This is a genomic window from Bradyrhizobium sp. CB1717, from assembly GCF_029714325.1.
Taxonomy (GTDB): Bacteria; Pseudomonadota; Alphaproteobacteria; order Rhizobiales; family Xanthobacteraceae; genus Bradyrhizobium.
In genome coordinates this window covers 8,380,488-8,405,512 of record NZ_CP121666.1, presented here as the reverse complement: position 1 = coordinate 8,405,512, position 25,025 = coordinate 8,380,488, and the positions used below count along the sequence as shown (strand labels likewise).

Annotated in this window: 20 protein-coding genes and 1 other RNA gene; 12 read left to right on the top strand and 9 right to left on the bottom strand. The window is 65.3% G+C overall.

The window, feature by feature from the left end:
- Positions 1 to 230: 230 nt before the first annotated feature.
- From fba to tkt, 4 genes are all read right to left on the bottom strand, one after another.
- On the bottom strand, positions 231 to 1,298 hold the full coding sequence (gene fba, locus QA649_RS39045; RefSeq protein WP_283021797.1) for a class II fructose-bisphosphate aldolase: 1,068 nt from the start codon (positions 1,296 to 1,298) through the stop codon (positions 231 to 233).
- A 52-nt stretch (positions 1,299 to 1,350) separates the two neighbouring features.
- Positions 1,351 to 2,547, bottom strand: coding sequence for a phosphoglycerate kinase (locus QA649_RS39040; RefSeq protein ID WP_283021796.1), 1,197 nt, complete (start codon positions 2,545 to 2,547; stop codon positions 1,351 to 1,353).
- A 152-nt stretch (positions 2,548 to 2,699) separates the two neighbouring features.
- Positions 2,700 to 3,707 carry a type I glyceraldehyde-3-phosphate dehydrogenase gene (gene gap, locus QA649_RS39035; protein ID WP_212344850.1) on the bottom strand — a complete coding sequence of 336 codons (1,008 nt, stop codon included), beginning with the start codon at positions 3,705 to 3,707 and terminating at the stop codon, positions 2,700 to 2,702.
- Between the two features lie 148 nt (positions 3,708 to 3,855).
- Positions 3,856 to 5,841, bottom strand: a complete 1,986-nt coding sequence (gene tkt, locus QA649_RS39030) for a transketolase (RefSeq protein WP_283021795.1) — start codon at positions 5,839 to 5,841, stop codon at positions 3,856 to 3,858.
- A gap of 371 nt (positions 5,842 to 6,212) precedes the next feature.
- Between tkt and QA649_RS39025 the strand changes: the two genes are divergently transcribed.
- From QA649_RS39025 to QA649_RS39005, 5 genes are all read left to right on the top strand, one after another.
- Positions 6,213 to 6,533, top strand: coding sequence for a DUF4164 domain-containing protein (locus tag QA649_RS39025; RefSeq protein WP_020608063.1), 321 nt, complete (start codon positions 6,213 to 6,215; stop codon positions 6,531 to 6,533).
- Positions 6,530 to 6,913 carry a cell division protein ZapA gene (locus tag QA649_RS39020; RefSeq protein ID WP_035998340.1) on the top strand — a complete coding sequence of 128 codons (384 nt, stop codon included), beginning with the start codon at positions 6,530 to 6,532 and terminating at the stop codon, positions 6,911 to 6,913. The genes QA649_RS39025 and QA649_RS39020 overlap by 4 nt, the downstream gene beginning before the upstream one ends.
- Positions 6,914 to 7,035: 122 nt before the next feature.
- A non-coding RNA gene (ssrS, locus tag QA649_RS39015) (6S RNA) lies at positions 7,036 to 7,196 on the top strand.
- A gap of 189 nt (positions 7,197 to 7,385) precedes the next feature.
- Entirely contained in the window at positions 7,386 to 7,982 is a 597-nt protein-coding gene (locus QA649_RS39010) for a 5-formyltetrahydrofolate cyclo-ligase (protein WP_283021794.1), read from the top strand.
- Complete coding sequence (locus tag QA649_RS39005) at positions 7,960 to 8,784, top strand: TIGR00282 family metallophosphoesterase (RefSeq protein WP_283021793.1); 825 nt, start codon at positions 7,960 to 7,962, stop codon at positions 8,782 to 8,784. The genes QA649_RS39010 and QA649_RS39005 overlap by 23 nt, the downstream gene beginning before the upstream one ends.
- A gap of 194 nt (positions 8,785 to 8,978) precedes the next feature.
- On the opposite strand, the gene QA649_RS39000 is transcribed toward QA649_RS39005, so the two are convergent.
- Genes QA649_RS39000 through QA649_RS38990 form a run of 3 tightly spaced genes read right to left on the bottom strand, consistent with a single transcriptional unit; the run spans position 8,979 to position 12,960 of the window.
- Positions 8,979 to 10,322 (bottom strand): c-type cytochrome, encoded by a 1,344-nt coding sequence (locus QA649_RS39000; RefSeq protein ID WP_283021792.1) that lies wholly within the window; start codon positions 10,320 to 10,322, stop codon positions 8,979 to 8,981.
- Positions 10,319 to 12,487, bottom strand: a complete 2,169-nt coding sequence (locus tag QA649_RS38995; RefSeq protein WP_283021791.1) for a xanthine dehydrogenase family protein molybdopterin-binding subunit — start codon at positions 12,485 to 12,487, stop codon at positions 10,319 to 10,321. Before QA649_RS38995 ends, QA649_RS39000 begins: the two co-directional genes overlap by 4 nt.
- Before the next feature lie 8 nt (positions 12,488 to 12,495).
- A complete protein-coding gene (locus QA649_RS38990; RefSeq protein ID WP_283021790.1) occupies positions 12,496 to 12,960 on the bottom strand; it encodes a (2Fe-2S)-binding protein in 465 nt (154 codons plus the stop codon).
- A gap of 627 nt (positions 12,961 to 13,587) precedes the next feature.
- Here QA649_RS38990 and QA649_RS38985 point away from each other — a divergent pair.
- Entirely contained in the window at positions 13,588 to 16,023 is a 2,436-nt protein-coding gene (locus QA649_RS38985) for a murein L,D-transpeptidase catalytic domain-containing protein (RefSeq protein ID WP_283021789.1), read from the top strand.
- A gap of 102 nt (positions 16,024 to 16,125) precedes the next feature.
- Here the strand turns inward: QA649_RS38985 and QA649_RS38980 are convergent, their stop codons facing one another.
- Both QA649_RS38980 and QA649_RS38975 read right to left on the bottom strand, forming a co-directional pair.
- Entirely contained in the window at positions 16,126 to 17,550 is a 1,425-nt protein-coding gene (locus QA649_RS38980; RefSeq protein WP_283021788.1) for a methyl-accepting chemotaxis protein, read from the bottom strand.
- A gap of 119 nt (positions 17,551 to 17,669) precedes the next feature.
- A complete protein-coding gene (locus QA649_RS38975; protein ID WP_283021787.1) occupies positions 17,670 to 19,418 on the bottom strand; it encodes a methyl-accepting chemotaxis protein in 1,749 nt (582 codons plus the stop codon).
- A 218-nt stretch (positions 19,419 to 19,636) separates the two neighbouring features.
- Here QA649_RS38975 and QA649_RS38970 point away from each other — a divergent pair, with 218 nt between their 5' ends.
- The 6 genes from QA649_RS38970 (at position 19,637) to QA649_RS38945 (ending at position 24,988) form a co-directional block, all read left to right on the top strand.
- Positions 19,637 to 20,383, top strand: a complete 747-nt coding sequence (locus QA649_RS38970) for a YebC/PmpR family DNA-binding transcriptional regulator (protein ID WP_283021786.1) — start codon at positions 19,637 to 19,639, stop codon at positions 20,381 to 20,383.
- A gap of 296 nt (positions 20,384 to 20,679) precedes the next feature.
- Positions 20,680 to 21,207, top strand: a complete 528-nt coding sequence (gene ruvC, locus QA649_RS38965) for a crossover junction endodeoxyribonuclease RuvC (protein ID WP_283021785.1) — start codon at positions 20,680 to 20,682, stop codon at positions 21,205 to 21,207.
- A complete protein-coding gene (gene ruvA / locus QA649_RS38960) occupies positions 21,204 to 21,821 on the top strand; it encodes a Holliday junction branch migration protein RuvA (RefSeq protein WP_018646708.1) in 618 nt (205 codons plus the stop codon). The genes ruvC and ruvA overlap by 4 nt, the downstream gene beginning before the upstream one ends.
- A 151-nt stretch (positions 21,822 to 21,972) precedes the next feature.
- A complete protein-coding gene (ruvB, locus tag QA649_RS38955; RefSeq protein ID WP_283026201.1) occupies positions 21,973 to 23,004 on the top strand; it encodes a Holliday junction branch migration DNA helicase RuvB in 1,032 nt (343 codons plus the stop codon).
- An 88-nt stretch (positions 23,005 to 23,092) separates the two neighbouring features.
- Positions 23,093 to 23,962 carry a DUF6869 domain-containing protein gene (locus QA649_RS38950; protein ID WP_283021783.1) on the top strand — a complete coding sequence of 290 codons (870 nt, stop codon included), beginning with the start codon at positions 23,093 to 23,095 and terminating at the stop codon, positions 23,960 to 23,962.
- A gap of 105 nt (positions 23,963 to 24,067) precedes the next feature.
- Positions 24,068 to 24,988 carry a metallophosphoesterase gene (locus tag QA649_RS38945; RefSeq protein ID WP_283021781.1) on the top strand — a complete coding sequence of 307 codons (921 nt, stop codon included), beginning with the start codon at positions 24,068 to 24,070 and terminating at the stop codon, positions 24,986 to 24,988.
- Positions 24,989 to 25,025 lie beyond the last annotated feature (37 nt).

Sequence of the window (25,025 nt, the reverse complement as noted above, 5' to 3'; positions counted from 1 at the left end):
GCCGAGTTAACGTTCGTCGCAGGGTAAAGGGGGGGAGGTCAGTTGGGTAAATTGCCGGGCCGAGGCTGGGCGACCCATCACCTCGCCCCGCTTGCGGGGAGAGGTCGGATTTTACGCGACGCGTAAAATCCGGGTGAGGGGGTACAGGTCGATCGATAGGGCACAACTCGCGGAGGGAGCCCCTCACCCCGCCCCTCTCCCCGCGAAGGGCGGGGAGAGGGAGGGAGAGATTACGCGACCTTCGGATCCAGCTCGCCCTTGGCGTAGCGCTTGGCCATCTCGGCGGTGGTCAGGACCTTCTTGATCTTGGAGGCCTGGCCTGCGGTGTTGAACTCCTGCAGGCGCTGCTTGCACAGCTTGGTCATCGCTTCCATCGCCGGCTTCAGGTATTTGCGCGGATCGAACTCTTCCGGATTGTCCTTGAGCACTTTCCGGATCTGGCCGGTCATGGCCATGCGGTTGTCGGTGTCGATGTTGATCTTGCGCACGCCGTTCTTGATGCCGCGCTGGATCTCGGCCACCGGCACGCCCCAGGTCGGCTTCATCTTGCCGCCATAGGCGTTGATGATGTCCTGCAGGTCCTGCGGCACCGAGGAGGAGCCGTGCATGACGAGATGCGTGTTCGGCAGCTTGCGGTGGATTTCCTCGATCACCTTCATGGCGAGGATGTCGCCGTCGGGCTTGCGGGTGAACTTGTAGGCGCCGTGCGAGGTCCCCATCGCGATCGCGAGCGCGTCGACCTTGGTCTCCTGGACGAACTTCACAGCTTCGTCCGGATTGGTCAGGAGCTGGTCGTGGCTCAGCTTGCCTTCGGCGCCATGGCCGTCTTCCTTGTCGCCCATGCCGGTCTCGAGCGAGCCGAGCACGCCGAGCTCACCCTCGACCGAGATGCCGCCGAGATGGGCCATGTCGGTCACGGTCTTGGTGACGCCGACATTGTAGCCCCAGTCGCCCGGCGTCTTGCCGTCGGCCTTGAGCGAGCCGTCCATCATGACGGAGGTGAAGCCGGCCTGGATCGCGGTCATGCAGGTCGCGGGCTCGTTGCCGTGATCGAGATGCACGCAGACCGGGATGTGCGGATAGATCTCGGTGACCGCGTCCATCATGTGCTTGAGCATGACGTCGTTGGCGTAGGAGCGCGCACCGCGCGAGGCCTGGATGATGACGGGGGCGTCGACCTGATTGGCCGCGTCCATGATCGCCAGCGCCTGCTCCATGTTGTTGATGTTGAAGGCCGGTACGCCGTAATCGTTCTCCGCCGCATGGTCGAGCAATTGACGTAACGTGATCCGAGCCATGTGTCTTTTTCTCCGTTTGGGCCTACAGGGCCGCTTCTTTCTTGCCGACGAATTACTTGATGCGAAGGACTTCGACGCCGGGCAGGGGCTTGCCTTCCATCCATTCAAGAAATGCGCCACCGGCGGTCGAGACATAGGTGAAGTCACCGGCCACATGGGCCTGGTTGAGGGCTGCAACGGTGTCGCCGCCGCCCGCGATCGAGATCAGCTTTTTCGCCTTGGTGCGCTCGGCGGCATGCTTGGCGGCCGCGACGGTGCCGCGGTCGAACGGCTGCATCTCGAAGGCCCCGAGCGGCCCGTTCCAGACCAGCGTCGCCGCATCGTCGATCGCCGCGTGGACGCGCGCGATCGATTGCGGGCCGACGTCGAGGATCATGCCTTCGGCCGGGATCGCATCGAGGCCATAGGCGTGCGAGGGCGCGTTCGCCGCGAAATGATAGGCGACGGTGGCGTCCACCGGCAGGATGATCGCGCAGTTGGCGGCTTCCGCCTTCTCCATGATGCGCAGCGCGGTCGGGGCGAGGTCCTTCTCGGCCAGCGACTTGCCGACCGCGACGCCCTGGGCGTGCAGGAAGGTGTTGGCCATGCCGCCGCCGATCACCAGCGCATCGACCTTGGTCACGAGATTTTCGAGCAGGTCGATCTTGGTCGAGACCTTTGCGCCGCCGATGATCGCGATGACCGGCTTGGTCGGCGAGCCCAGCGCCTTCTCCAGCGCATCGAGCTCGGCCTGCATGGTGCGGCCGGCATAGGCCGGCAGCTTGTGGCCGAGGCCTTCGGTCGAGGCGTGGGCGCGATGGGCGGCCGAGAACGCGTCGCTGACCCAGATGTCGCCGAGTTTTGCCAGTTCCGCGACGAAGGCGGGATCGTTCTTCTCTTCCTCTTTGTGGAAGCGCGTGTTTTCGAGACAGAGAATGTCGCCGTCGTTCAGGCTAGCGACGGCCGTGGCCGCAGGCTCGCCGATGCAGTCCTCGGCGAAAGCGACGGGCTTCTTCACGACCTTCGACAGCGCTTCAGCAACGGGCTTCAGCGAGTCCTTGGCATCGCGGCCCTTGGGCCGGCCGAAATGCGCGAGCAGGATGACCTTGCCGCCCTTGTCCGAGATTTCGGTGATGGTCGGCGCGACGCGCTCGAGCCGGGTCGCGTCGGTGACGCGCCCGTTGTCCATGGGCACGTTGAGATCGACGCGCAGCAGCACGCGCTTGCCCTTCACGTCGACGTCGTCGAGGGTGCGGAATTTGTTGGTCATCGGAGGCCCTTGTCCCGGGCGCATAGCGGCGCGCAGTGCCGCTGTGCAGAACCGGGACCCACGTTGCGGCGAGTCCCGCGGTTAAGATGGGTCCCGGCTGTGCGGAGCAGCGCTAATGCGCTGCGCCGCGTCCGGGACACGAAGACCTTGGCTCAGATCACCTTCGCCAACGCGACGGCGGTGTCCGCCATGCGGTTCGAGAAGCCCCACTCGTTGTCGTACCAGGACATCACGCGCACCAGCGTGCCGTTCTGCACCTTGGTCTGGTCCTCGTGGAAGGTCGAGGAGTGCGGGTCGTGGTTGAAGTCGATCGAGACGTTCGGCGCGCTGGTGTAGCCGAGGATGCCCTTGAGCTGCTGCTCGCTGGCGCGCTTCATCGCCGCGTTGATTTCCTTCGCATCGGTTGCGCGCTTGGCGACGATCTTGAGGTCGACGACCGAGACGTTCGGGGTCGGCACGCGGATCGCGACGCCGTCGAGCTTGCCCTTCAGCTCGGGCAGCACGAGGCCGATCGCCTTGGCGGCACCGGTCGAGGTCGGGATCATCGACATCGCAGCCGCGCGGCCGCGGTAGAGATCCTTGTGCAGCGTGTCCAGCGTCGGCTGGTCGCCGGTGTAGGCGTGGATCGTGGTCATGAAGCCGGTCTCGATGCCGACGAGATCGTTCAGCACCTTGGCGACCGGCGCGAGGCAGTTGGTGGTGCAGGAACCGTTGGAGACGACCAGATGATCCCTGGTCAGCGTGTCGTGGTTGACGCCGTAGACGATGGTGGCGTCGGCGCCGTCGGCGGGCGCGGAGACCAGCACGCGCTTGGCGCCGGCGGTCAGATGCGCGGAGGCCTTGTCCTTCGAGGTGAAGATGCCGGTGCACTCGAGCGCGATGTCGACGCCGAGATCCTTCCAGGGCAGCTTCGAGGGATCGCGCTCGGCAGTCACCTTGATCTTGCCGCCGCCGAGGTTGATCGAGTCACCATCGACGGTCACGGTGCCGGGGAAGCGGCCGTGGACGCTGTCGAAACGGAGCAGATGGGCGTTGGTCTCGACCGGGCCCAGATCGTTGATGCCGACGACCTCGATGTCCTTGCGGCCCGACTCGGCGATAGCCCGCAGCACGTTGCGGCCGATGCGACCAAAACCGTTGATTCCGACGCGGACTGCCATGTTTCGTCTCCTTCAATGACCGTTGTCGTCCCGCACAACGCGCTTCGCGCGCCTGCGTGGGTTTTTTAGGGCGGACGCCCGGTTCGGCCGGGCGGGGGCTTGATCATATGAGACGTTACGTAGTCCTTTTTTTTGGCAAGCTCAACTCTCAGGAAACGCGCTTCAGCACAGCGTTAACCGCAGCCTCGGCGGTGATGCCGAAATGCTTGTAAAGCTCCTTCGCCGGACCGCTTTCGCCGAACGAATGCATGCCGATGAATTCGCCATCCTGGCCGATCACGGCATCCCAGCCCCAGCGTACTGCGGCCTCGATCGCGACCTTCACCGGCGCATTGCCGATGATGGCGGCACGCTTGGCTTCTGGTTGCGCTAACAAAAGCTCGAGCGAGGGCACCGACACCACCCGTGACGCGATGCCGCGCTCGGCGAGCTGCTTCTGCGCGGCAACCGCGATCTCGACCTCCGAGCCCGATGCGAACAGCGATACCTTGGCTTCGCCCTGCGCGGGAACCAGCTCATAGGCGCCCGCCGCGCAAGGGTTGTCGTTCGGCGCGGTGGTGCGGAGCTGCGGCAGGTTCTGCCGCGTCAGCGCCAGCACGGTCGGACCGTCGACGCGGTTCAGCGCCAGTTCCCAGCACTCGGCGACCTCGATGGAATCGCAGGGGCGGAACACGCGCATGTTGGGTATGGCGCGCAGTGCGGCGAGATGCTCGACCGGCTGATGGGTCGGGCCGTCCTCGCCGAGGCCGATGGAGTCGTGGGTCATCACGTAGACGACGCCGGCGCCCATCAGCGCGGCAAGGCGCATCGCAGGCCGCGCATAATCGGTGAAGACGAGGAACGTCGCGCCGTTCGGTGCAAAGCCGCCGTGCAGGAAGATGCCGTTCATCGCAGCCGCCATGCCGTGCTCGCGGATGCCGTAATGGATGAAGCGGCCCTTCGGCGTCTTGGCGGAGAAGGCGGTTGCCGACTTCGCCTTGTTGTTGTTGGAGCCGGTGAGGTCGGCCGAGCCCGCCAAAAATTCCATCGGCATCGCGGCTGCGATCGCCTCGATCGCCGCTTCCGACGATTTGCGCGTGGCGGCAACGAGCGGCTTCTCCAGCAGTTCCTTCTTGTGCGCGCGCAGCGCCTTGGCGAGCGAGGCCGGACGCTCATGGCGCAGGCGGCGCTCGAACTCGGCGCGCTTGCGGCTGCCGAGCTCACCGAGCCGCGCTTCCCATTCCTGACGTGCCGCAGCGCCGCGGCTGCCGGCCGCGCGCCAGGCCTTCAGCACGTCATCGGCGACCGCGAACGGCTCGAGCGAGATGCCGAGATTTTCCTTGGCGGCCTTGAGCTCGTCGGCCCCTAACGCCTCCCCGTGCACCTTCGAGGTGCCGGCCTTGTTCGGCGCGCCGAAGCCGATGGTGGTGCGGCAGGCGATCAGCGTCGGCTTGTTGGATTTCTTCGCGCGCGTAATTGCAGCGGCGATCGCGGCCTGGTCCTGGCCGTCGATCTTCTCGGCGGCCCAGCCGGCGGACTTGAAGCGCTTCACCTGGTCGACGGAATCGGCGAGCGAGGTCGGGCCGTCGATCGAGATGCCGTTGTCGTCATAGAGCACGATCAGCTTGTTGAGCTTCCAGTGCCCGGCCATCGCAATCGCTTCCTGCGAGACGCCTTCCATCAGGTCGCCGTCGGAGGCGAGCACATAGGTGTGGTGGTCGACGATCTTCTTGCCGAACTCGGCGGCGAGCATCTTCTCGGCGAGCGCCATGCCGACCGCGGTCGAGATGCCCTGGCCGAGCGGGCCGGTCGTGGTCTCGATACCCCTGGTGCGGAAGTTCTCGGGATGGCCGGGGGTCAGCGAATCGACCTGGCGGAACTGCTTGATCTGGTCCAGCGTCATCTCGGCATTGCCGGTGAGATACAGCAGCGAATAGAGCAGCATCGAGCCGTGGCCGGCCGAGAGCACGAAGCGGTCGCGGTCCGGCCAGGCGGGCGCTGAGGCATCGAATTTCAGGAATTGCGTGAACAGCACCGTGGCGATGTCGGCGGCGCCCATCGGCAGGCCGGGATGGCCCGATTTCGCCTTCTCGACAGCGTCCATCGAAAGGCCGCGGATGGCGTTGGCCATACGGGTGTGGTCGACCTGCGTCATGTCTGAAATCCGTCTGAAATGAGGCGCTTGGCGTGCACGCCCGCGCGGGAAGGAGCCTTTCGGCCGCTGGAAGGTCGGGGCTGGGATAGCACCTCAGTTCCGGGAGTCCAAGGCAATCAAACGCCGGTTTGACCGTAAAAGTTGCCTCTGTGGAGACCGGTTTTGCGCCGGGTTCGTGCCGGAAGGAATTGACCGATCAGGACGATGTCCACCCGATCTATCGGTGCATAGTTTCCGGGCGGCGTTGCGCTTGGCTAGCTTGCCACGTAAATTTCTGCTTCTAACCGCTTGCCGAACCGAGTCTTTTGCCGGACGGCAAGCTCCAGGGAAAGGCCACTGGGCAAAGGCCGCCAGGTTCCGCCGCTGACTGCATGAACGATCGCGTGTCCAACAGCTCTGCCATGACGGAGTCCTCTGCCGTCGAGATCGAGATCGCGACCCGCAGGCTCATGGCGGCGCTCGATGCGCTCGAAAGCGCGGTCGAGCGGCGACGCGATGCCGATCGCGACGAGAACGAGCTTGCGGCGCGAATCCAGGCATTGGGTGCGGACCGCTCGCGACTTGCCGACGAGCTCGACGGCGCGCTGGTGAAGGCGCGCAAGCTCGAGCGCACCAATCGCGAGATCTCCGACCGGCTGGATTCCGCGATCGTCACGATACGCTCGGTGCTCGATACCGGAGAGGATGGATGAGCCACATCAACGTCACCATCAACGGCCGGCAATACCGCATGGCCTGCGAGGAGGGCCAGGAGGTGCGGCTGCTCAAGCTCGCCGAAACCCTGGAGACACGCATCCAGTCGCTGCGCGGAAAATTCGGCGAGATCGGCGATGCACGGCTGACCGTGATGGCCGCGCTGACCGTCTGTGACGAGCTGATCGACACCACCAACCGCGTCCGAACCCTCGAGCAGGAATTGACCGAGCTCCGGGATTTCCGCAACGCCGCCGTCGAGCGCGCCCGCATGACCCAGACCGCGGTGGTGAACGCCCTGAACGCCGCAGCCGAGCGGATCGAGAAGTCGACCCAGGTGTTGAACCGGACGGTGGGCAACGGGATTGCGATCGGGTAGGGCTCGATGTGATTTGCGCGCGCTTACCCTCCCCCTCCAGGGGAGGGTGGCACCGTGAGGGCCGCGAAAGCGATGCGCTCGCCGGGCTGGCGATTCGTCAGCATCGTTGTTACATTGCGCAGGCGAAGCTGCGACGCGCGTCAGGAGCCATATATCCCCGGGGCCTTATCGATCCTTTAGGGAACTGTCCCTGGCCGGGCCCGTGGGCCCGGACATATGGTGCCCACCTACTTTCGTAGGGAACTCCGGGATCGAGTGCTTCAACGGCGTACGCGGCTTCGCACTGTTTTCTTCTGGTTCGTGCCTGTCGAAACGACTGCGGCTAATTCAGTAGGTGTCATGCCCGGCTCGACCGGGGCATCCAGTACGCCGCGGCCCTTGTGTGAATCACCACCGCCTCTGGAATGCTGGATCATTCGCCCCGGTGTGCAAGGGCGCACGAAGCGGGTGATGACGTGGGGGACCGAAGCGCATGTCCAACTCCAAAGCCGAGCTCCGTGCCAAAGCCCTCGCCAAACGCGATGCGCTGAGCGAGAAGAAGCGCACGGCGGCCGCTGCAAAGCTCGCCAAGCGCGGGCTGCCGTTCGAGTTGCTGCCCGGCAGCATCGTCTCCGGCTATTCGCCGATCCGCAGCGAGATCGATCCGATGCCGCTGCTCAAGATGCTCGCCGAGCAGGGCGCCAGGCTCGCGCTGCCTTGCGTCACCACGCGCGGCAAGGCGCTGATCTTCCGTCTCTTCCATCCGAACGACCGCCTGATGCTCGGCCCGCTCGGCATTCCCGAGCCGTCGCCGGCGGCGGCCGAGGTCATCCCCGACGTCATGCTGACGCCGCTCGCGGCCTTCGACCGCCTCGGCCATCGCATCGGTTACGGTGCGGGCCATTACGATTTCACCTTCGCGCATTTGCGGAAAGCCAAGCAAATCGTCGGCATCGGGCTTGCATTTGCAGCGCAGGAGATCGAGGCGGTTCCGGCACTATCCCACGACGTGGCACTTGATTATGTGCTAACGGAATCGGACGTGTTTGATTTCCGGAGTTCTGAAGTTGCGCATTCTCTTCGTGGGTGATGTCGTCGGCCGTAGCGGGCGCGAGGCCATCGCAGAATATCTCCCCGGCATGGTCAAGGATTGGTCGCTCGATTTCGTCGTGGTCAACGGCGAGAATTCGGCGGGCGGTTTCGGCATCACGGAAGCGATCTACCAGGAATTCATCGAGGCCGGCGCCGATGCGGTGACGCTCGGCAACCACTCCTGGGACCAGCGCGAGGCCCTGGTGTTCATCGAGCGCGCCGACCGCTTGGTGCGCCCGGCGAACTATCCGCGCGGCACGCCCGGCCGCGGTGCCGCCTTGGTCGAGACCAAGAACGGCAAGCACGCGCTCGTCGTCAACGCTCTGGGCCGCGTCTTCATGACCCCGTTCGACGATCCCTTTGCCGCGCTCGAGCGCGAGCTCGGCGCCTGCCCTCTCGGCGTTGCCGCGGACGCCATCGTCGTCGATTTCCATTGCGAGGCGAGCAGCGAGAAGCAGGGCATCGGCTTCTTCTGCGACGGCCGCGCCAGCCTCGTCGTCGGCACGCATACGCATGTGCCGACCGCCGACCACCAGATCCTCTCGGGCGGCACCGCCTACATGACCGACGCCGGCATGACCGGCGATTACGACTCCATCATCGGCATGCAGAAGGAAGAACCGCTGCGGAGGTTCACGTCAGGGATTCCGTCGAGCCGCTTCGAGCCGGCAGCAGGCGCTGCGACGCTCAGCGGCGTTGCGGTGGAAACGGATGACGCAACGGGGCTCGCGTTGAAGATCGCGCCTGTGCGTGTGGGCGGCCGGCTGGAGCCGGCGACGCCGAGGTTCTGGTTGAGCTGATTAGTGCGGCAAACGTCGCTGCCACCCTCCCCTGGAGGGGGAGGGTCGATCGCGCGCAGCGCGAGCGGGGTGGGGTGATCTCTCCCACGGGCAGTGTTCAATGCCGAGAGACCGTCACCCCACCCCGCTGCGCATTCCGCTTCGCTGCATGCACAGCGACCCTCCCCCTCCAGGGGAGGGTAAGAGCAGCGCGCCTACTCGGCCGTCTGCCCCCGCAGCTCCGCGACATCCTTCGCCGTCAGCTTCGAGCCCTTCGTCCCGAACCGCGCCGTGACGTAGTTCGCCACCGCTGCGATCTCGTCGTCGGTATAGGCATTGCCGAACGCGGGCATCGACAGTGCACCGTCAGGCGTATGCCGCTTGGTGCCGGAGATCACGATCTGCGCCACGTTGGTGGCGGCGGGGTCGTTGACAGCCCAGGTGCCGGTCAGCGTCGCCATCGGCGAGACCGGGCTCTCGCCGCTCCAGCCATGGCAGCTGGCGCAGGCGCTGGCGAACACCTTCTTGCCGCGCGCGTCCGCCGTGACGCCTTCCTTGTGCGAGGCGGGGGCGACAGGCGCCGTGGTGGCGGGCAAGTCGGGCGAAGGCTGCGGCGGCACGCTGCGCAAGTAGGCAACGATGCTGCTGATGTCTTCGGGGGCGAACTGGCTGAAGCTGTGGTCGACCGCTTCGCCCATCGGACCCGAGGCCGAGCCGTGGCCCGGCGCATGGCCGAGCGACAGATAGGAGATCAGATCCTGATCGCTCCAGTTGCCGAGACCCGTCGCCTTGTCCGAGGAGATGTTGAAGGCGCGCCAGCCCGCCGTGATTGCGCCGGCGAACTTCTTGCGATTGTCGAGAGCGAAGCCGAGATTGCGCGGCGTGTGGCACTCGCCGCAATGCGCCAGCGCCTCAACAAGATACGCACCACGATTCCACTCCGGGCTCTTCGACGTATCAGGCGTAAAGCGCGTGTCCGGGTTGAACACGGCCGACCAGGCAATCATCGCCCAGCGCTGGTTGAACGGGAAGGACAGCGTATTCTCCGGCGCCTTGGCGCGCACCGCGGGCTGGCTGAACAGATAGGCCTTCACCGCCAGCACGTCCTCATCGGTCATGAAGGTATAGGACGTGTACGGCATCGCCGGATACAGTCGCGCGCCGTCACGGCGCTTGCCGCGCTGGACCGCATTCAGGAAATCCTGGTCGCTGTAATTGCCGATGCCGGTGTCCTTGTCCGGCGTGATGTTGGTCGAATAGAGCGTGCCGAACGGCAGCTTGAAGGCGAGACCGCCGGAATAGTCCTTCTCGCCCGGCTTGGTGTGGCAGACCATGCAGTCGGCTGCCTTGGCGAGATATTCGCCGCGTTCGACGATGCCAGCCTTCTCCAGCCTGGCCGGCACGCCCGTGGGCTTGCCGGCGCGGTAATCTGCCAGCGCCACCTTGGTGCCGCCGGCGAAGTCGAGCGGGCCGGGCCCGCGGATGATCCAGACCGCGAGTCCCGCCACCACGATGGCAACTACGACGAGGCTTCCGAGGATACGCATCTTGCCGCTCATGCCTTCTTCCCCGCAGCCAACAGTTTCCGATCGATGGGCAGGCGCCGCAGCGCCACGCCGGTTGCCGCGTAAATCGCGTTGCGCAGCGCCGGCGGTCCGGCGTTGACGCCGGCTTCGCCGATGCCGCCGGGGGGCTCGCCGCTTTTCACGACGATCACCTCGATCTTCGGTGTCTCGTTGATGCGCATCATGCGGTAGTCGTGGAAGTTGGATTGCTGCACGCGGCCCTTGTCGATGGTGATCTCGCCATAGAGCGCGGCGGTGAGACCGAAGATCAGGCCGCCCTCGATCTGCGCCTTCACCGTGTCGGGGTTCACAGCGATGCCGGTGTCGACCACCGAGGTGACGCGGCGAAGCGTGATCTCGCCGATGTCGTCGATCTCGGCTTCGACCACGGTCGCGATGAAGCTCGCGAATGAGGGCTGCACGCAGACGCCGCGGCCGACGCGGGGCGGCAGTGGCTGCCCCCAGCCGGATTTCTCCGCGACCTGGCCCAGCACCGCGAGCATGCGCGGGTTCTTGGTCAGCATGGACTTGCGGAACTCGATCGGGTCCTTGCCTGCCTTGCGCGCGAGCTCGTCCATCGCGCATTCGACCGCGAACACGTTGTTGTTGGGGCCGACGCCGCGCCAGAAGCCTGTTGGCACCGACAGCGGCTCGGCGCGAACATATTCGACGTGGAAGTTGGCGAAGTCGTAGGGCGCATCCACCGCTGCGTCGATTGCGTCGATGTCGATGCCCTTCTGGAACGCCGGCGGCAGCCAGCGCGCCAGCACGGCGGAGCCGGCGACCTTGTACTTCCAGCCCGCGACCTTGCCGTCGACCAGCGACGCCGTGATCTGGTCGCGATAGACGGGGCGGTAGACGTCGTGCTGGATGTCCTCCTCGCGGGTCCACACCACCTTCACGGGGTAGTCGACCTGTTTTGCGATCTTGACCGCCGCGATCACCATATCAGGCTCGAGCTTGCGGCCGAAACCGCCGCCGAGCAGGTGGTTGTTGACGATCACCTTGTCGACGGGAAGCCCAGCGGCCTTCGCCGCCTCCGACTGGACGCGCGTCATGATCTGCGTGCCGGTCCAGATCTCGCAGGAGTCGGGCTTCACGTGCACGGTGGCGTTGATCGGCTCCATCGAGGCGTGCGCCAGGAAGGGCAGTTCGTAGGCCGCCTCGAACCTGTCGCCGCTGGCGAGCGCCTTGGCGATGTCGCCGTCGGACTTGGCGACCGCGCCGTCCTTCTGGCTGGCCTTGCGCAGATCGTCCCAGATGTCTTTCGTGGTGATCTTCGCGTTGGGACCCTCGTTCCACTCGATCTTGAGTGCTTCGAGGCCCTTCTTCGCCGCCCACATGTGATCGCCGATCACGGCGACCATGTCGTCGAGCACCACGACCTTGCGCACGCCGGGCAGCTTCACCGCAGCGCTGTCGTCGACCTTGCCGACCTTGCCGCCGAACACCGGGCAGGCGGCCACGGTCGCGAACTTCATGCCGGGCAGGATCGCGTCGATGCCGTAAACGGCCTTGCCGTTGACCTTGTCGGGCGTGTCGAGCCGCTTCAACGGCTGTCCGATGAGGACGAAATCCCGGGGATCCTTGATGGCAACGTCCTTCGGCGGCGTCTGGCCCTGCGCGGCGAGCGCCAGTTCGCCGTAAGCGAGCTTGCGGCCGCTTGCGGCATGCGCGACCTCGCCCTTCGACGCGGTGCAGCTTGCAGGCTCGACGCCCCATTGGCTGGCGGCGGCCTGCACCAGCATCGCGCGCGCGGTGGCGCCGGCCTTGCGCAGCGGCAGCCACCAGGCGCGGATCGAGTTGGAATTGCCGGTGACCTGCAGGCCGAAGGTCGGATTGCCGTAGAGCTTGTCGTTGGGAGGCGCGTGCTGGACCTCGACCTTGCTCCAGTCGGCATCAAGCTCCTCGGCGAGCACGGCGGAGATCGAAGTGTAGGTGCCCTGGCCCATCTCGACCTGCGGCATCATCAGCACGGTGCGGCCGGTCTCGTCGATGCGGATGAAGGCGTTGGGCGCGAACCTGCCCTCGGTCGTATCGCGCGGCTGCACCGGCTCGTTGACGGCGGCGCGCAGCGGCAGATGGAAGGCGAGCACGAAGCCGGTGGCGAGGCCGCCGGTCAGCAGCGTGCGGCGGGAGAGGTTGTTGTGTGCAATCATGGCGGACCTCACGACTGCCGGCCGTTGGCCGCGTGCTTGATCGCCTCGCGGATGCGGACATAGGTGCCGCAGCGGCAGATGTTGCCGGCCATCGCGGCGTCGATGTCGGAATCGTCAGGGTTCGGCGTTGCCGCCAGCAGCGCGGCGGCCGCCATGATCTGGCCGGACTGGCAATAGCCGCACTGGATCACCTCGGCCTCCAACCAGGCCTTCTGCACCTTCGCGCCTGATGGCGTGCTGCCGACATGCTCGATGGTGGTCACAGTGCGGTTTTCCACCGCGCTCACCGGCAGCACGCAGGAGCGCACCGCCTTGCCGTCGACATGCACCGTGCAGGCGCCGCACTGCGCGATGCCGCAGCCGAACTTGGTGCCGGTCATGCCGAGGATGTCGCGCAGCACCCACAGCAAGGGCATTTCAGGTGGCGCGTCGAACGATTTCGTTTCGCCGTTGATGATGAGAGTTGTTGCCATGTGCATCCCCTTGCTCGACGAACGCTTGCGGCGTCGGCGATTTGCGCGCGACCCTAATCATACCGATGCGAAGCGATGAAGCATCGTTATTTCTCGCAATGCATATTTGCGCGGTCGAAGCGTCAGGCCATGACGTTCACGAATTTGTGCGGCGATCGCGGCAAGCGTTTTGGGCTAATTGATATGATAATCGTCATATTTTGACGCATTTTCGTCACGCGCGGCGTCGGCCTTCGGAAATCGTCGTGCGAATGCGAAAAGCCGTGCGATGACGAAATTCGTGCGATTGGGAAAGTCGGGCGGTGGCGAGCATGCCTCGCTCAGAATGTCATGCTGTTGCGAGATCCGGCGACCCCTTGTTGTCGACGCTTGGTCGACCCTGGTGGCATATCCGGGGATGGGGTGTCAGACCGCGGCTGCCTCTTGCATCGGTCTCGCTGATCGTCAGTACCCGGTTTATCGCGTCCTGGAATATGTCCTGAGATGCCACTACTTGCCGGCATTCCCACCTTGATGTAGCATCGTGAAATAGTTCATCTTTTGGTAGAACGGCGACTGCGAAGCCAAATTGTTGGCTGGCGTCATCAAACGAACAATCCGCACGAACACGCGAGGGAGAATCTCACGATGGCTTTCCGTGCGACGAAGCAGAAGGTTCTCAATCGCGGTATCCCGCCGGACAGTTTTCTCGATGAATTAATTGCGTGGGGCAGAACGGCGCCCGACGAGATCTTCGCCCCGAACGAAAACGCAGACGTTTATTCGAGCGTGGTCGAGGTGCTCGGCCCCTGGCAGGGGCTTCCGCATCGCCGCGCCGCCATGCTGGAAGTGATGCGCGTGCTTGCGGGCTTTGAATCATCCTGGGACTGGAACGCAGGCGTCGATAGCCACAATCCGACATCGACGACGCCAACCACGATTGAAGCGGGCGCCTGGCAGGTCAGTGCGAACTCCATGGTATTTGGGCCGGAGCTCAAGAATCTTGTTCTCACAAAGGTCGGCTCACTGGATGGGAACGCATTCCAAAAGGCCATGAAGCGCGACCATCTTCTGGCGATGGAATACATTGCTCGCCTTCTGCGCCGAACCGTAAGGGCCAATGGCCCCGTCAAACGACACGAAATTGACGAGTGGCTGCGCCGAGACGCCGTCGACGAGTTTCATGCCGTGCTGGGGGCTCCTTCCATGATCCGGGCATTGCGAGCGGAAAGCGTGGAGGCGGACAGTATTACCAGCGTGAGAGCAGAACCGGCCGAGGCCGGGATGCATGGATTCGACGCGAATACGAAGCTGACGGCGACGACGGCCAAGGCGCTGAAAGAAGCGGGATTCAAGTTCGCGATCCGCTATTTGTCGCGCAAAGCGAAACCGCCTGCCAAGGATCTGACCGCCGACGAGCTCGATATCATCCTGGACGCGGGGCTTGCCGTCATGGCGGTCCAGCATGTCGCTCCGTCCGGCTGGACCCCCTCCGATACGCTCGGGGTCGAGTGCGGCGGCAACGCCGCTACGCATGCCCGGGCCATCGGGTTGCCAGAGAAGTCCAGCGTATGGCTCGATCTTGAGGGGATCGCGGCGGGAACGCCGGCAAGCGCGGTGATCGCCTACTGCAATGCCTGGTTCAAGGAGGTGGAGAGCGCCGGCTATACGACAGGTGTTTACGTCGGCGCGAACTGTATTCTGTCTGCGGATGAGCTCTATTTAAGTCTCAAGACAAAACATTACTGGAAGTCCGGCAGCAACGTGCCCGACATTCCGCACCGCGGCTACTGCATGGTTCAGCACATCATTCCGGATGACAAGATCGGCGGCGTTGCGATCGATCGCAACGTGACGTTCGTCGACGCATTCGGCAGCGCGCCCATGCTCGTCACCCGGGGCCTTGCCATGGACGTGGCTGCGTTCGCCAGCCCCATGCTGGCGGAGCCGGTCGCGGCGGACGCTCCCGCAGTTGCCGCGCACGACAACGACGAGGCGATTTTGCGCGAGCTCGCAGCGAGCCATGAACTCTCCGCGCCGATGGAAACCCTGATCAGCTTCAGGAACAACCACGGCACTCCGGTATCGGCCCGCTACTGGGCGATTGCCGATTTCGACCGGCGATCCAGCGAGCCCAGACTCTTCCTGTTCGACGTCAGGGACAACCACGTCCAGTCCTATCTCTGCGCTCACGGCAAGGGATCTGAAGGCCCCACGGACGACGGTTATGCGAACGTCTTCTCCAATCAACCCGGCTCGAACTGCACGTCGCTCGGTGTCTACCATTGCGCCGAGACCTATAATGGAACGCACGGCTTTTCGATGCGCCTCGATGGCCTTGAAGCGTCCAACTCCAAAGCTCGCGCGCGCGCCGTTGTCGTGCACGGCGCGGATTATGTTTCCCAGGATATGATCAGGCGTACCGGGCGGATAGGACGGAGCGACGGATGTCTCGCCGTTGAGAATCGATATGCTACGGAGGTCGTGAGCGCATTGACCGGGGGGTCTCTCGTCCTTGCGTGGTATTCGAACGCCACGCGGCCTGCTGCCGCGCGCTTCGTCGCAGACAGCGCAGCGGACGAAGTCTGGAGCGAGCTCGAGCCGCCGGCGGCCCATCTCGCAATGGATGCCAGCGAAACGACGGCCTCGCTGGCAATGCGAATACTACATTCGCCGAAAATCGTGCTTGCCCGCGGGCACACCTCGGGAGTTCAGGACAACGCCACGGCCTTCGACAACATCAAGGACACGGCTGAGGGGCGTGCGGCACACCGCAGTTCCTACGGAAACGCGCCCGGCGGTGTGGTCAACCTCGATCCGCGCATGCTCAGAGGCATGCTCGATTTGGCGGAATCGTTCAGCTTCTCGGTATCGGAGTTCTGCGGTGGCAGCCACAACACGAACTCCCGGCACTACGCGGGGTGCACCGCCGACATCAACACGATCAACGGCCAGCATGTGGGCGCCGGCCCGTCGGCTGCTTCGTTTCAGCAACGCTGCCGCGAGCTTGGAGCAACGGAAGTGCTCGGGCCCGGCGATGCCGGCCATTCGACGCATATTCACGCGGGCTGGCCACGACCTTGACCTCAATCGATCATGGTTCAAGCCATTGATTCCGCACACCCCGGCTACTGTGCATGGGGTTGTTTTCGAGCTTTTATTTCAGGGACGCCGTCGCGCCGCCCGTCAGCCCTGGCGAAAACCCATCCGGAAGGCGCCCCAGTGTCTGCCGCGGATCACGATCGGCGACGACAGGTCCTTCATCAGCACGAACTGCCCGCCGCCCATATCGCGGCGATAGGTCTGCAGCAGGAACGGCTTCGTGTTGGCTGCGACCTTCTTCACCGCGCGGTCGGTGAAAAGGCGGCGGTTGCGGCAGTTGGCGTTATTCCAGACCGGGTCCTTGCCCTGCGGCAGGCGGTAGTTCGGATTATGGGTCGGCAGATACCCGCCCCTGGCCCAGGCGACGCAGAACACGATACGCGGATCGGATTTCTGGATCGGGTCCTGGATCGCGGGCAGCACGCGATCGGTGAAGTCGACGTAGGCGGTGTTGTACTGCTTCGGATCGGTGCCTGATATCTCGCGGTAGTTCTCGTCCATGAGCTGGTCGAGCGTGATCTCGCCGCGGTCGATCGCGGCCTCGAACTCGGCCGAGATCCGCTTGGCGGTCTCGATGACGACACGGATGAGGGGCGCGTCCGACGTCTCGACGCCGCTGTCGGCGATCAGCGCGATCAGGCCCTCGGAGGTGTCGAGTAGCTTCGCCACCCGCTGGTCGGCGTTCTTGAGATCGCGCGAGGACAGGTCGACGCCCTTGGCGAGCTCGTTGAGCTCGCTGATGACGGTGTCGCAGTGCCCGAGATTGGAGGTCGCCGCGCGCGCGACGCTGTCGATCTCCGCTTCCACCGAGGCGAAGCCCTGCTGGACGCGCGAGATGATCCCGGAGATCTGCTGGGCGCCTTCGCCGGCGGTCTTGGCGCGCTGCGAGGCGTCGCTGCTTTCGCCGATCAGGCCTTCGATCTGGCCGTCGAGGTCGCGCACGGTGTCGGAGATCTGATGCGTGGCCTGGCGGGTGGCTTCCGCGAGGTTCTTCACCTCGCTTGCGACCACCGCAAAACCGCGGCCGGCATTGCCGGCGCGCGCGGCTTCGATGGTCGCGTTGAGCGCCAGCAGATTGGTCTGCTTCGCGATCGCCTCGATCGAGCCGGACACTTTTGCGACCTGCGCCAGCGCCGAGCCCACCGCGCTCAGGCGCGCCTCGATCCGTTCCACAGCTGCGACGAGCTCGGAGATGTGGCTGACGGCGGTGTCGACCGCGCTGCGCGATTGCGCGATCTCGCCAACCGCCGCGGACGTCGTCGTCTGCACCGCCTGCGATGCGTTGGCGATGTCGTGGTTGGCCGAGACCATCGTCTCCGCCGTCTTCTGGAGATGGTGGAACCGTTCAGACTGGTTGGTGACGCGATTGGCCACTTCCTGGACGTTGCCGGCGATGTCGGCGAGCTCGACGCCGAGGCCGCCGATGCGGTCGGCGAGCTGATCGATCAGGCGTTCGGCAAGCGTCCGGTTCGATCCGGTGTCCAGTACTGCAAGTTGTGCCAGGGACATGTACGCGCTTTCTCCAGTCGGAGCCGGTGATCGGCCCTCGGCGGCATTCCCATTCCAGTTTTGACCTTAGAGGATGATTCGCGCCCGGCGTCTTGCCCAGGAGTGCACGAGAGCGGGCACTACAGCTTATAAGCGGTGCGGAATCCGCCCCAGTGCCGGCCCTTGACGCGGATTGGCACGTCGATCTCGCGCATCATCACCGTGTTCCCGTTGCCCATGTCGCGGGCATAGCTCTGGACCAGGTACGAGCGCTGGTTGTGGGCGGCGGCGAGCCCCGCCGGATCGTTGAAGATGCGCCGGTTGCGGCTGTTGGCCGTATTCCAGGCGACATCGCCCTGCCGCTGCGGATGCGAATAGATCTTGTTGTGCACCGGCAGGAAGCCGTTGCGGTCGACCATGGCGCAGAACGCCATACGCGGGTCCTTGGCGAGAAAGGCCTCCTGGAACGGCGGCAGCGCGCGGTCGGCCCAGTCCAGATAGCGGGTGCGGTATTGCTGCGGATTGGTGCCGGCGATCTCGACATAGTCGGTGTCGAAGAGGTCGTCGATCTTGACGTCGCCGCGCGCAACCGCCTGCTCGAAGATTTGGGTCAGCGCGTTGCCCGCCTCCATCGCGCGGGTGACGAACTCGGTGTTCTCCTCGTGGATCGACCAGAGCTTGTCCTCGATCTTCTCGCAGAGCCCGGCATTGGGGCTGACGAATTGCGCGCGGGCGCCGGCCTTGGATTGCTCCGTCACGCGCAGGCGGCAGGCGCCGACCCGTTCGAGGCTGCCTTCGATGATCGCCTGCGGCGCCAGCCGGCCGGCGTCCGGGCCGCCGATCAGGACTCCGTCCATCGCGATTTCATAGACCGGCATCACGCCGCGCGCGCTCTCGAACTTGAGGTGGCAGGGCAGCCGCTCGGTCTTGCGGCGGTCGTCGTGCTCGCTCTGGCGCAGCAGTACCGCGCAGCGCGATTTCAGCTTCTGGGCAAAGGTGGTGACGGCCTTGCCGGCGCTGGCGACGCTCTCGCCATGCGTTTCGGCGGCCTTGGTCGCGGCGTCGATCTCGGCCGCGCTCTCGCCGACCGAGATGATGAACTCCGACGCGCTGGCGGCATTGCCGGAAACTTCGCTCGTGGTGGCGTTCTGCTCGGCCACCGCGCCGTTGACGGTCTCGAACACCGGACGGATTGCCTCGATCGCCTGCGAGATGCGGTGCACGGCATCCGCCGAGCCTGCGGCATCGCGCTGCAGCGCGTCGATCTTTTTCGTGATCTCTTCGGTCGCGCCTTGCGTCTGCACCGCGAGCGCCTTGACCTCGGTGGCAACCACCGCAAATCCCTTGCCGGCGGCGCCGGCGCGCGCGGCCTCGATGGTCGAGTTGAGCGCGAGCAGCGTCGTCTGCCGCGCGATCTGCGCGATCAGATTGACGACGTTGCCGATCGCGGCGGAGGACTCGCGCAAGCGGTCGACATTGGCGCGCGCTTCCTGTGCCGCAGCACTGGCCTCATCGGCGAGCTTGCCGGCCGCGCGGACCTGCGCGCCGATGCCTTGCGCGGACTGGGTGAACTTGTCGGCGGCATGGGCGAAGGTGGATGCGGTCGATTGGGCGGCGTTGGTGCGGCCGGTCAGGGCATCGGTGCGGTCGCGAATGGCGGCAAGCGTCGTGGCGGTCGCCTCGGCGCCGCCGGCCACCGAATTGGCGGCGCGTTCGAGCTGGCGGATCATGGCCCCGAGCTCGAGTTCCAGCAGTTCCAGGATTTCCTTGGCCGAATCGCCCTCACTGGCCGGGACGGGCTCGGACATGGCCGCCGGCTGCGCAGCCTGCGGGGTGGCCGCGGGCGCAGCCATATCCGGCAGACGCTTCCGAAACAGTCCGAATGCCATGAGGTCTCTCTTGTCGGCGGGCGGGCGGACGCTATTTTCGCAGGCCGGAATGAAATCAGGGTTAACAATGCCCGACATCTGGGCACGGACCATTCCGGTGGCTATCTTTACAGTGCTACCTTGAAGCCTCAGGGCCCTTTGATTCCGGTGGGTTGGCGGCCTATAAGGCCGCGCTTCCCACGCTCACCTTTGGCTGACTATTCCACAAGAGACCACGCATGGCCGGACATTCCCAATTCAAGAACATCATGCACCGCAAGGGGCGGCAGGATGCGCAGAAGTCGAAACTGTTCGGCAAGCTGGCGCGGGAAATCACCGTCGCCGCCAAGCTGGGCACGCCCGACCCCGCCATGAACCCGCGCCTGCGTGCCGCCGTGATCGCCGCGCGCCAGGAGAACATGCCGAAGGACAATATCGAGCGTGCCATCAAGAAGGCGCTCGGCAGCGACGGCGAGAACTATGACGAAATCCGCTACGAGGGTTATGGCCCCGGCGGCGTCGCCGTCATCGTCGAGGCGCTGACCGACAACCGCAACCGCGCCGCCTCCGACATCCGCTCGTTCTTCACCAAGTCGGGCGGCAATCTCGGCGAAACCGGCTCGGTCTCGTTCATGTTCGACCGCACCGGCATCATCGAATATGACCGCAGCGTCGCCGATGACGACGCGGTGCTCGATGCCGCGATCGAGGCCGGCGCCGACGACGTTGTTTCGGGCGAAGGCGGCCACGAGATCTACGCCTCGACCGAAGGCTATCGCGACGTCGCCAAGGCGCTGGAAGCCAAATTCGGCGAGCCCCGCAAGGCCGCACTGATCTGGAAGCCGCAGAACACGGTCGCGGTGGACGACGAGACCGGCGAGAAGCTGCTCAAGCTGATGGACCTGCTCAACGAGCACGACGACGTCCAGAACGTCTACGCCAATTTCGAGGTGTCGGACGCTTTGATGGCGAAGATGGGCGGCTGACAGTCATCTCTCGCCGTCACCCTGAGGCGGCCGCTTCTTCAGCGGCCCTCGAAGGGCGACGGCCCGGCTGCATCCCGGCCGTTCATCCTTCGAGGCTCCCCATGGGCCGCGTTGCGTCCCATGCCTCGCACCTCAGGATGACGGACCAGCGGTGTGGGCGCGGAAGGTTCGATCCACCGCTCTCGGCTTCTTCTTCGCCAGCGCTGCGCTGCTCCCGGGGGGCGGGGTCCCACTTCCCCTGTTACTTCCGTTCTGTTTCTGTTTCCCCAGCCGCGGCCAGCCGCTATCACTGGCCCATGACTGCGCTTCCGATTCGTGGCCCCGTTCGCATCATCGGCATCGACCCCGGCCTGCGCCGCACCGGCTGGGGCGTGATCGAGGCTGAGGGCAATCGGCTGATCTATGTCGCCTGCGGCTCGGTGGAACCGCCGGATGATCTGCCGCTGTCGAGCCGGCTGCTCGCGATCCATGAAGGGCTCGCGTCCGTCCTGTCCAGCCACCAGCCGATGGAAGCCGCGGTCGAGCAGACCTTCGTCAACAAGGACGGCGTTGCGACGCTGAAGCTCGGCCAGGCCCGCGGCGTTGCCATGCTGGCGCCCGCAATGTTCGGCATCAGCGTTGCCGAATACGCGCCGAACCAGGTCAAGAAGACGGTGGTCGGCGCCGGCCACGCCGACAAGCAACAGATCGCGATGATGCTGAAGATATTGCTGCCGAAAGCCGAGCCGTCGTCCGCGGACGCCGCCGACGCGCTCGCCATCGCCATCACCCACGCCCATCACCGCCAGAGCACGGCGCTCAGGCTGAAGGTGGCGGGACTATGATCGGCAAGCTCAAGGGCCTGATCGACACCTACGGCGAGGATTTCGTCATCCTCGACGTCGGCGGCGTCGGTTACCAGGTGCATTGCTCGTCGCGTACCCTGCAGCATCTGCCTTCGCCGGGCGAAGCCGCCGTTCTGTCGATCGAGACTTACGTCCGCGAGGATCAAATAAAACTGTTCGGCTTCCGCACGGATCAGGAGCGCGAATGGTTTCGCCTGCTGCAGACCGTGCAGGGCGTCGGCGCCAAGGTCGCGCTCGCGGTGCTCGGCACGCTACAGCCTTCCGATCTCGCCAACGCCATTGCGCTGCGCGACAAGGCCGCGGTGTCGCGTACGCCCGGTGTCGGCCCCAAGGTCGCCGAGCGCATCGTCACCGAATTGAAGGACAAGGCGCCGGCCTTTGCCAGTGTGGATCCCGCCGTCGTGCATCTCGCCGGCGCCGTCGACGACCAGCGCGCGCCGCGGCCCGTGGCGGATGCGATCTCCGCGCTGGTCAATCTCGGCTATGGCCAGCCGCAGGCGGCTGCGGCGATTGCATCGGCTTCGCGCAGCGCGGGTGAAGGCGCCGAAACGGCGCAGCTGATCCGCCTCGGCTTGAAGGAACTGGCGAAGTGAGTGCGGCAATGGTCAGTCTCGTAGGGTGGGCAAAGCGCAGCGTGCCCACCACTTTTGGAGCGATTGGAGAGATATGGTGGGCACGGCGCCAAGAGCGCCTTTGCCCACCCTACGGGGAGTTCGCTAGGTGAGCGATCCCAAAGCCTCCCGCATGGTCTCGCCCGAGCGCCGCAGCGATGATGTCGGCGACACTGCGCTGCGTCCGCAATCGCTGTCCGACTTCGTCGGCCAGCAGCAGGCGCGCAAGAATCTCTCGATCTTCATCGAGGCGGCGCGCAAGCGCGGCGAGGCGCTGGATCATGTGCTGTTCGTCGGTCCCCCCGGTCTTGGCAAGACCACGCTGGCGCAGATCGTGGCGAAAGAACTCGGCGTCGGCTTTCGTGCCACGTCGGGCCCGGTGATCGCCAAGGCCGGCGATCTCGCCGCCCTGCTAACCAACCTCGAAGAGCGCGACGTACTCTTCATCGACGAGATCCATCGCCTCAGCCCCGCTGTGGAAGAGGTGCTCTATCCCGCGATGGAGGATTTCCAGCTCGACCTCATCATCGGCGAAGGCCCGGCGGCGCGCTCGGTGAAGATCGAGCTGTCGAAATTCACCCTCGTCGGCGCCACCACGCGCGCCGGTCTTCTCACTAATCCCTTGCGCGACCGCTTCGGCATTCCGGTCCGGCTGAATTTCTACACGATCGAGGAATTGGAGAGCATCGTCAGCCGCGGCGCGCGCGTGCTCAATGTCGGCATGAGCGCGGACGGCGCCAACGAGATCGCGCGCCGCGCCCGCGGCACGCCGCGCATCGCAGGACGGCTGCTCCGCCGCGTGCGAGACTTCGCCTCGGCCGCCGATGCCGACAAGATCGATCGCAAGATCGCCGACCATGCATTGAGCGCGCTCGAGGTCGACGCCGCGGGCCTCGATGCCATGGACCGCCGCTATCTCTCGACCATCGCGCTCAACTATGGCGGCGGCCCCGTCGGTGTCGAGACCATGGCCGCGGCGCTGTCCGAGCCGCGCGATGCGATCGAGGACATCATCGAGCCCTATCTGATCCAGTGCGGCTATCTCCAGCGCACCCCGCGCGGTCGCCTGCTCACCTCGCATGCCTTCCGCCATCTCGGCCTCGCCGAACCCAATCGCGATGCGGCACAGTTCGGCCTGTTCGGCACCGACGAGAGCGACGACTGATCGCCGCAGCCGATGAACCCGCGGGTTTCATTCGATCACTAATCCGAACGCGCGGCGTGATCGCCGCCGAGGATTGGAGTGGGAAGGAATGGCGCCAGCGGACGATAGCGGATTGCTCGAGTCCGTCGCGGCGGCACCGCAGCTGCGCACGCCCGACGAGACCGAGGCATTCCTCGATTCCCTGCCGCTCGGCGAGCTGGCGTCGATGTGGTGCGCGCTTCAGCGCGTCAGCCGGCGCGACCAGGCCGGCAGCATCTGGGCCATCAAACTCTATTTCGACCATTTGCCGCATCGCCTGCCGCAGGCTGCGCTCGATCTGGTGCTGGAGGTGCTGAAGACGGAGGCGGACAAGCCGACGGTGATGCAGCTCAACGACAAATTCCTGCTGGCGCTGCTCTATGCGCACGGGCCGGACGTGATCGCGCGGATCGAGCACGAGGCCGCGCACAATGACCGGCTGCGCTGGCTGCTTGGCGGCGTGCATGGTGGCCCCGACGACCCCTTGACGCCCCGCATCGCGCGCATCGCCGACAGCGAGGCCTGGCAGGCCGACCATCTGGCGCAGCGCACGCCGCGCGAGCCGCTCGATTGCGCCAGCATGTCGGTCTCCGAGCTCGCCCACGCCTGGGTCGAGCAATATTCGAGGTCCGAGCGCGACCAGGACGACAATCTGTTTGCGATCATGGACTTCGAGCGCGACCTGCGCGAGGAAGATCCCGACGGGATGATCGACCTGATCCTCGAGATCCTGAAGATCGAGTCCAATCCGGTGCTGCTGGCCCTGCTGGCCGCTGGTCCCCTCGAAGACGTGATCAGTGTCGGCACGATCGACCGCATCGAGCACGAGGCGAGGATCAACGAACGTTTTCGTGATCTGCTCGGCGGTGTCTGGTATTATCGGGCGTCCGACGAGCTGAAGACGCGGCTGGATGCGCTGGTCGGCGAGAGCCGCTGGTAAGTTTTGTGCAGGCTTCTGCACGCAGCTGCAGACGGCCTGCACGAGCCTACCCCAATTCCGCTCCAATCGGGTCGCATCAAGGAGCAGCATCACCATCGGGCTTCCATGATCACGCGCCGTCATTTCATCCGGTCCATCGGGGCCTTGTCAGCCCTCGGCGTCTCGAGCGCGGCCTACGGCGTCGGCGTCGAACCGATGCTGCGGCTCCGCGTCACCCGCTATCATCCGACCCCGCGGCAATGGCCGGCGGATTTTCCGCTGAAGATTGCCGCGATCGCCGACATCCATGCCTGCGATCCCTGGATGTCGCTGGAGCGCATAGAAGGCATCGTCGATCGCACCAACGCGCTCAAGCCCGACCTCATCGTGCTGCTCGGCGATTATGTCGCCGGCCTTCACCAGGTCACGCGCTTCATTCCGTCGAGCGAATGGGCGAGGGTGCTGGCGGGCCTGAAAGCACCGCTCGGCGTCCACGCCGTCATGGGCAACCATGATTATTGGGTCGATAAGGCCGTGCAGCAGGCCGGGCACGGGCCGACGGTCGCTCACCGCGCGCTGGAGGCGGCCAGCATTCCCGTGTACGAGAACGATGCCGTGCGCCTCAGCAAGGACGGCCGCCCGTTCTGGCTCGCCGGGCTCGGCGATCAGCTCGCCTTTTTGCCGGCGCGGCGTTTCCGCAGCACGGGGCGCTTCGGCGCCGACGATCTCACGGCAACGCTCGCCAAGGTCACTGACGACGCGCCCGTGATCCTGCTCGCACACGAGCCCAACATCGCGCCGCGCGTGCCTGCGCGCGTCGCGCTGCAGTTGTCAGGCCACACCCATGGCGGCCAGGTCCGCCTGCTCGGCTGGTCGCCGGCCGTTCCGAAGCAGCAGGGGCTGCGGCTCGCCTATGGTCACGTCAGGCTGAAATGCGACGTCATCATCTCCGGCGGCCTCGGTTGCAGCATCATGCCGGTCCGTTTCGGTGTGCCGCCGGAGATCGTTGAGGTGACGCTGGGGCGGGCCGCGCCGGTGGTGTCCTGACCCGCTTGCGCGGACCGCGGTTTTTGCGCAAAACGGA

Excerpts from the sequence above, each read along its gene's own strand:
- fba (WP_283021797.1), bottom strand. The coding sequence starts at position 1,298 with ATGGCTCGGATCACGTTACGTCAATTGCTCGACCATGCGGCGGAGAAC.
- QA649_RS39040 (WP_283021796.1), bottom strand. The coding sequence starts at position 2,547 with ATGACCAACAAATTCCGCACCCTCGACGACGTCGACGTGAAGGGCAAG.
- gap (WP_212344850.1), bottom strand. The coding sequence starts at position 3,707 with ATGGCAGTCCGCGTCGGAATCAACGGTTTTGGTCGCATCGGCCGCAAC.
- tkt (WP_283021795.1), bottom strand. The coding sequence starts at position 5,841 with ATGACGCAGGTCGACCACACCCGTATGGCCAACGCCATCCGCGGCCTT.
- QA649_RS39025 (WP_020608063.1), top strand. The coding sequence starts at position 6,213 with ATGAACGATCGCGTGTCCAACAGCTCTGCCATGACGGAGTCCTCTGCC.
- QA649_RS39020 (WP_035998340.1), top strand. The coding sequence starts at position 6,530 with ATGAGCCACATCAACGTCACCATCAACGGCCGGCAATACCGCATGGCC.
- QA649_RS39010 (WP_283021794.1), top strand. The coding sequence starts at position 7,386 with ATGTCCAACTCCAAAGCCGAGCTCCGTGCCAAAGCCCTCGCCAAACGC.
- QA649_RS39000 (WP_283021792.1), bottom strand. The coding sequence starts at position 10,322 with ATGAGCGGCAAGATGCGTATCCTCGGAAGCCTCGTCGTAGTTGCCATC.
- QA649_RS38995 (WP_283021791.1), bottom strand. The coding sequence starts at position 12,487 with ATGATTGCACACAACAACCTCTCCCGCCGCACGCTGCTGACCGGCGGC.
- QA649_RS38990 (WP_283021790.1), bottom strand. The coding sequence starts at position 12,960 with ATGGCAACAACTCTCATCATCAACGGCGAAACGAAATCGTTCGACGCG.
- QA649_RS38985 (WP_283021789.1), top strand. The coding sequence starts at position 13,588 with ATGGCTTTCCGTGCGACGAAGCAGAAGGTTCTCAATCGCGGTATCCCG.
- QA649_RS38980 (WP_283021788.1), bottom strand. The coding sequence starts at position 17,550 with ATGTCCCTGGCACAACTTGCAGTACTGGACACCGGATCGAACCGGACG.
- QA649_RS38975 (WP_283021787.1), bottom strand. The coding sequence starts at position 19,418 with ATGGCATTCGGACTGTTTCGGAAGCGTCTGCCGGATATGGCTGCGCCC.
- QA649_RS38970 (WP_283021786.1), top strand. The coding sequence starts at position 19,637 with ATGGCCGGACATTCCCAATTCAAGAACATCATGCACCGCAAGGGGCGG.
- ruvC (WP_283021785.1), top strand. The coding sequence starts at position 20,680 with ATGACTGCGCTTCCGATTCGTGGCCCCGTTCGCATCATCGGCATCGAC.
- ruvA (WP_018646708.1), top strand. The coding sequence starts at position 21,204 with ATGATCGGCAAGCTCAAGGGCCTGATCGACACCTACGGCGAGGATTTC.
- ruvB (WP_283026201.1), top strand. The coding sequence starts at position 21,973 with ATGGTCTCGCCCGAGCGCCGCAGCGATGATGTCGGCGACACTGCGCTG.
- QA649_RS38950 (WP_283021783.1), top strand. The coding sequence starts at position 23,093 with ATGGCGCCAGCGGACGATAGCGGATTGCTCGAGTCCGTCGCGGCGGCA.
- QA649_RS38945 (WP_283021781.1), top strand. The coding sequence starts at position 24,068 with ATGATCACGCGCCGTCATTTCATCCGGTCCATCGGGGCCTTGTCAGCC.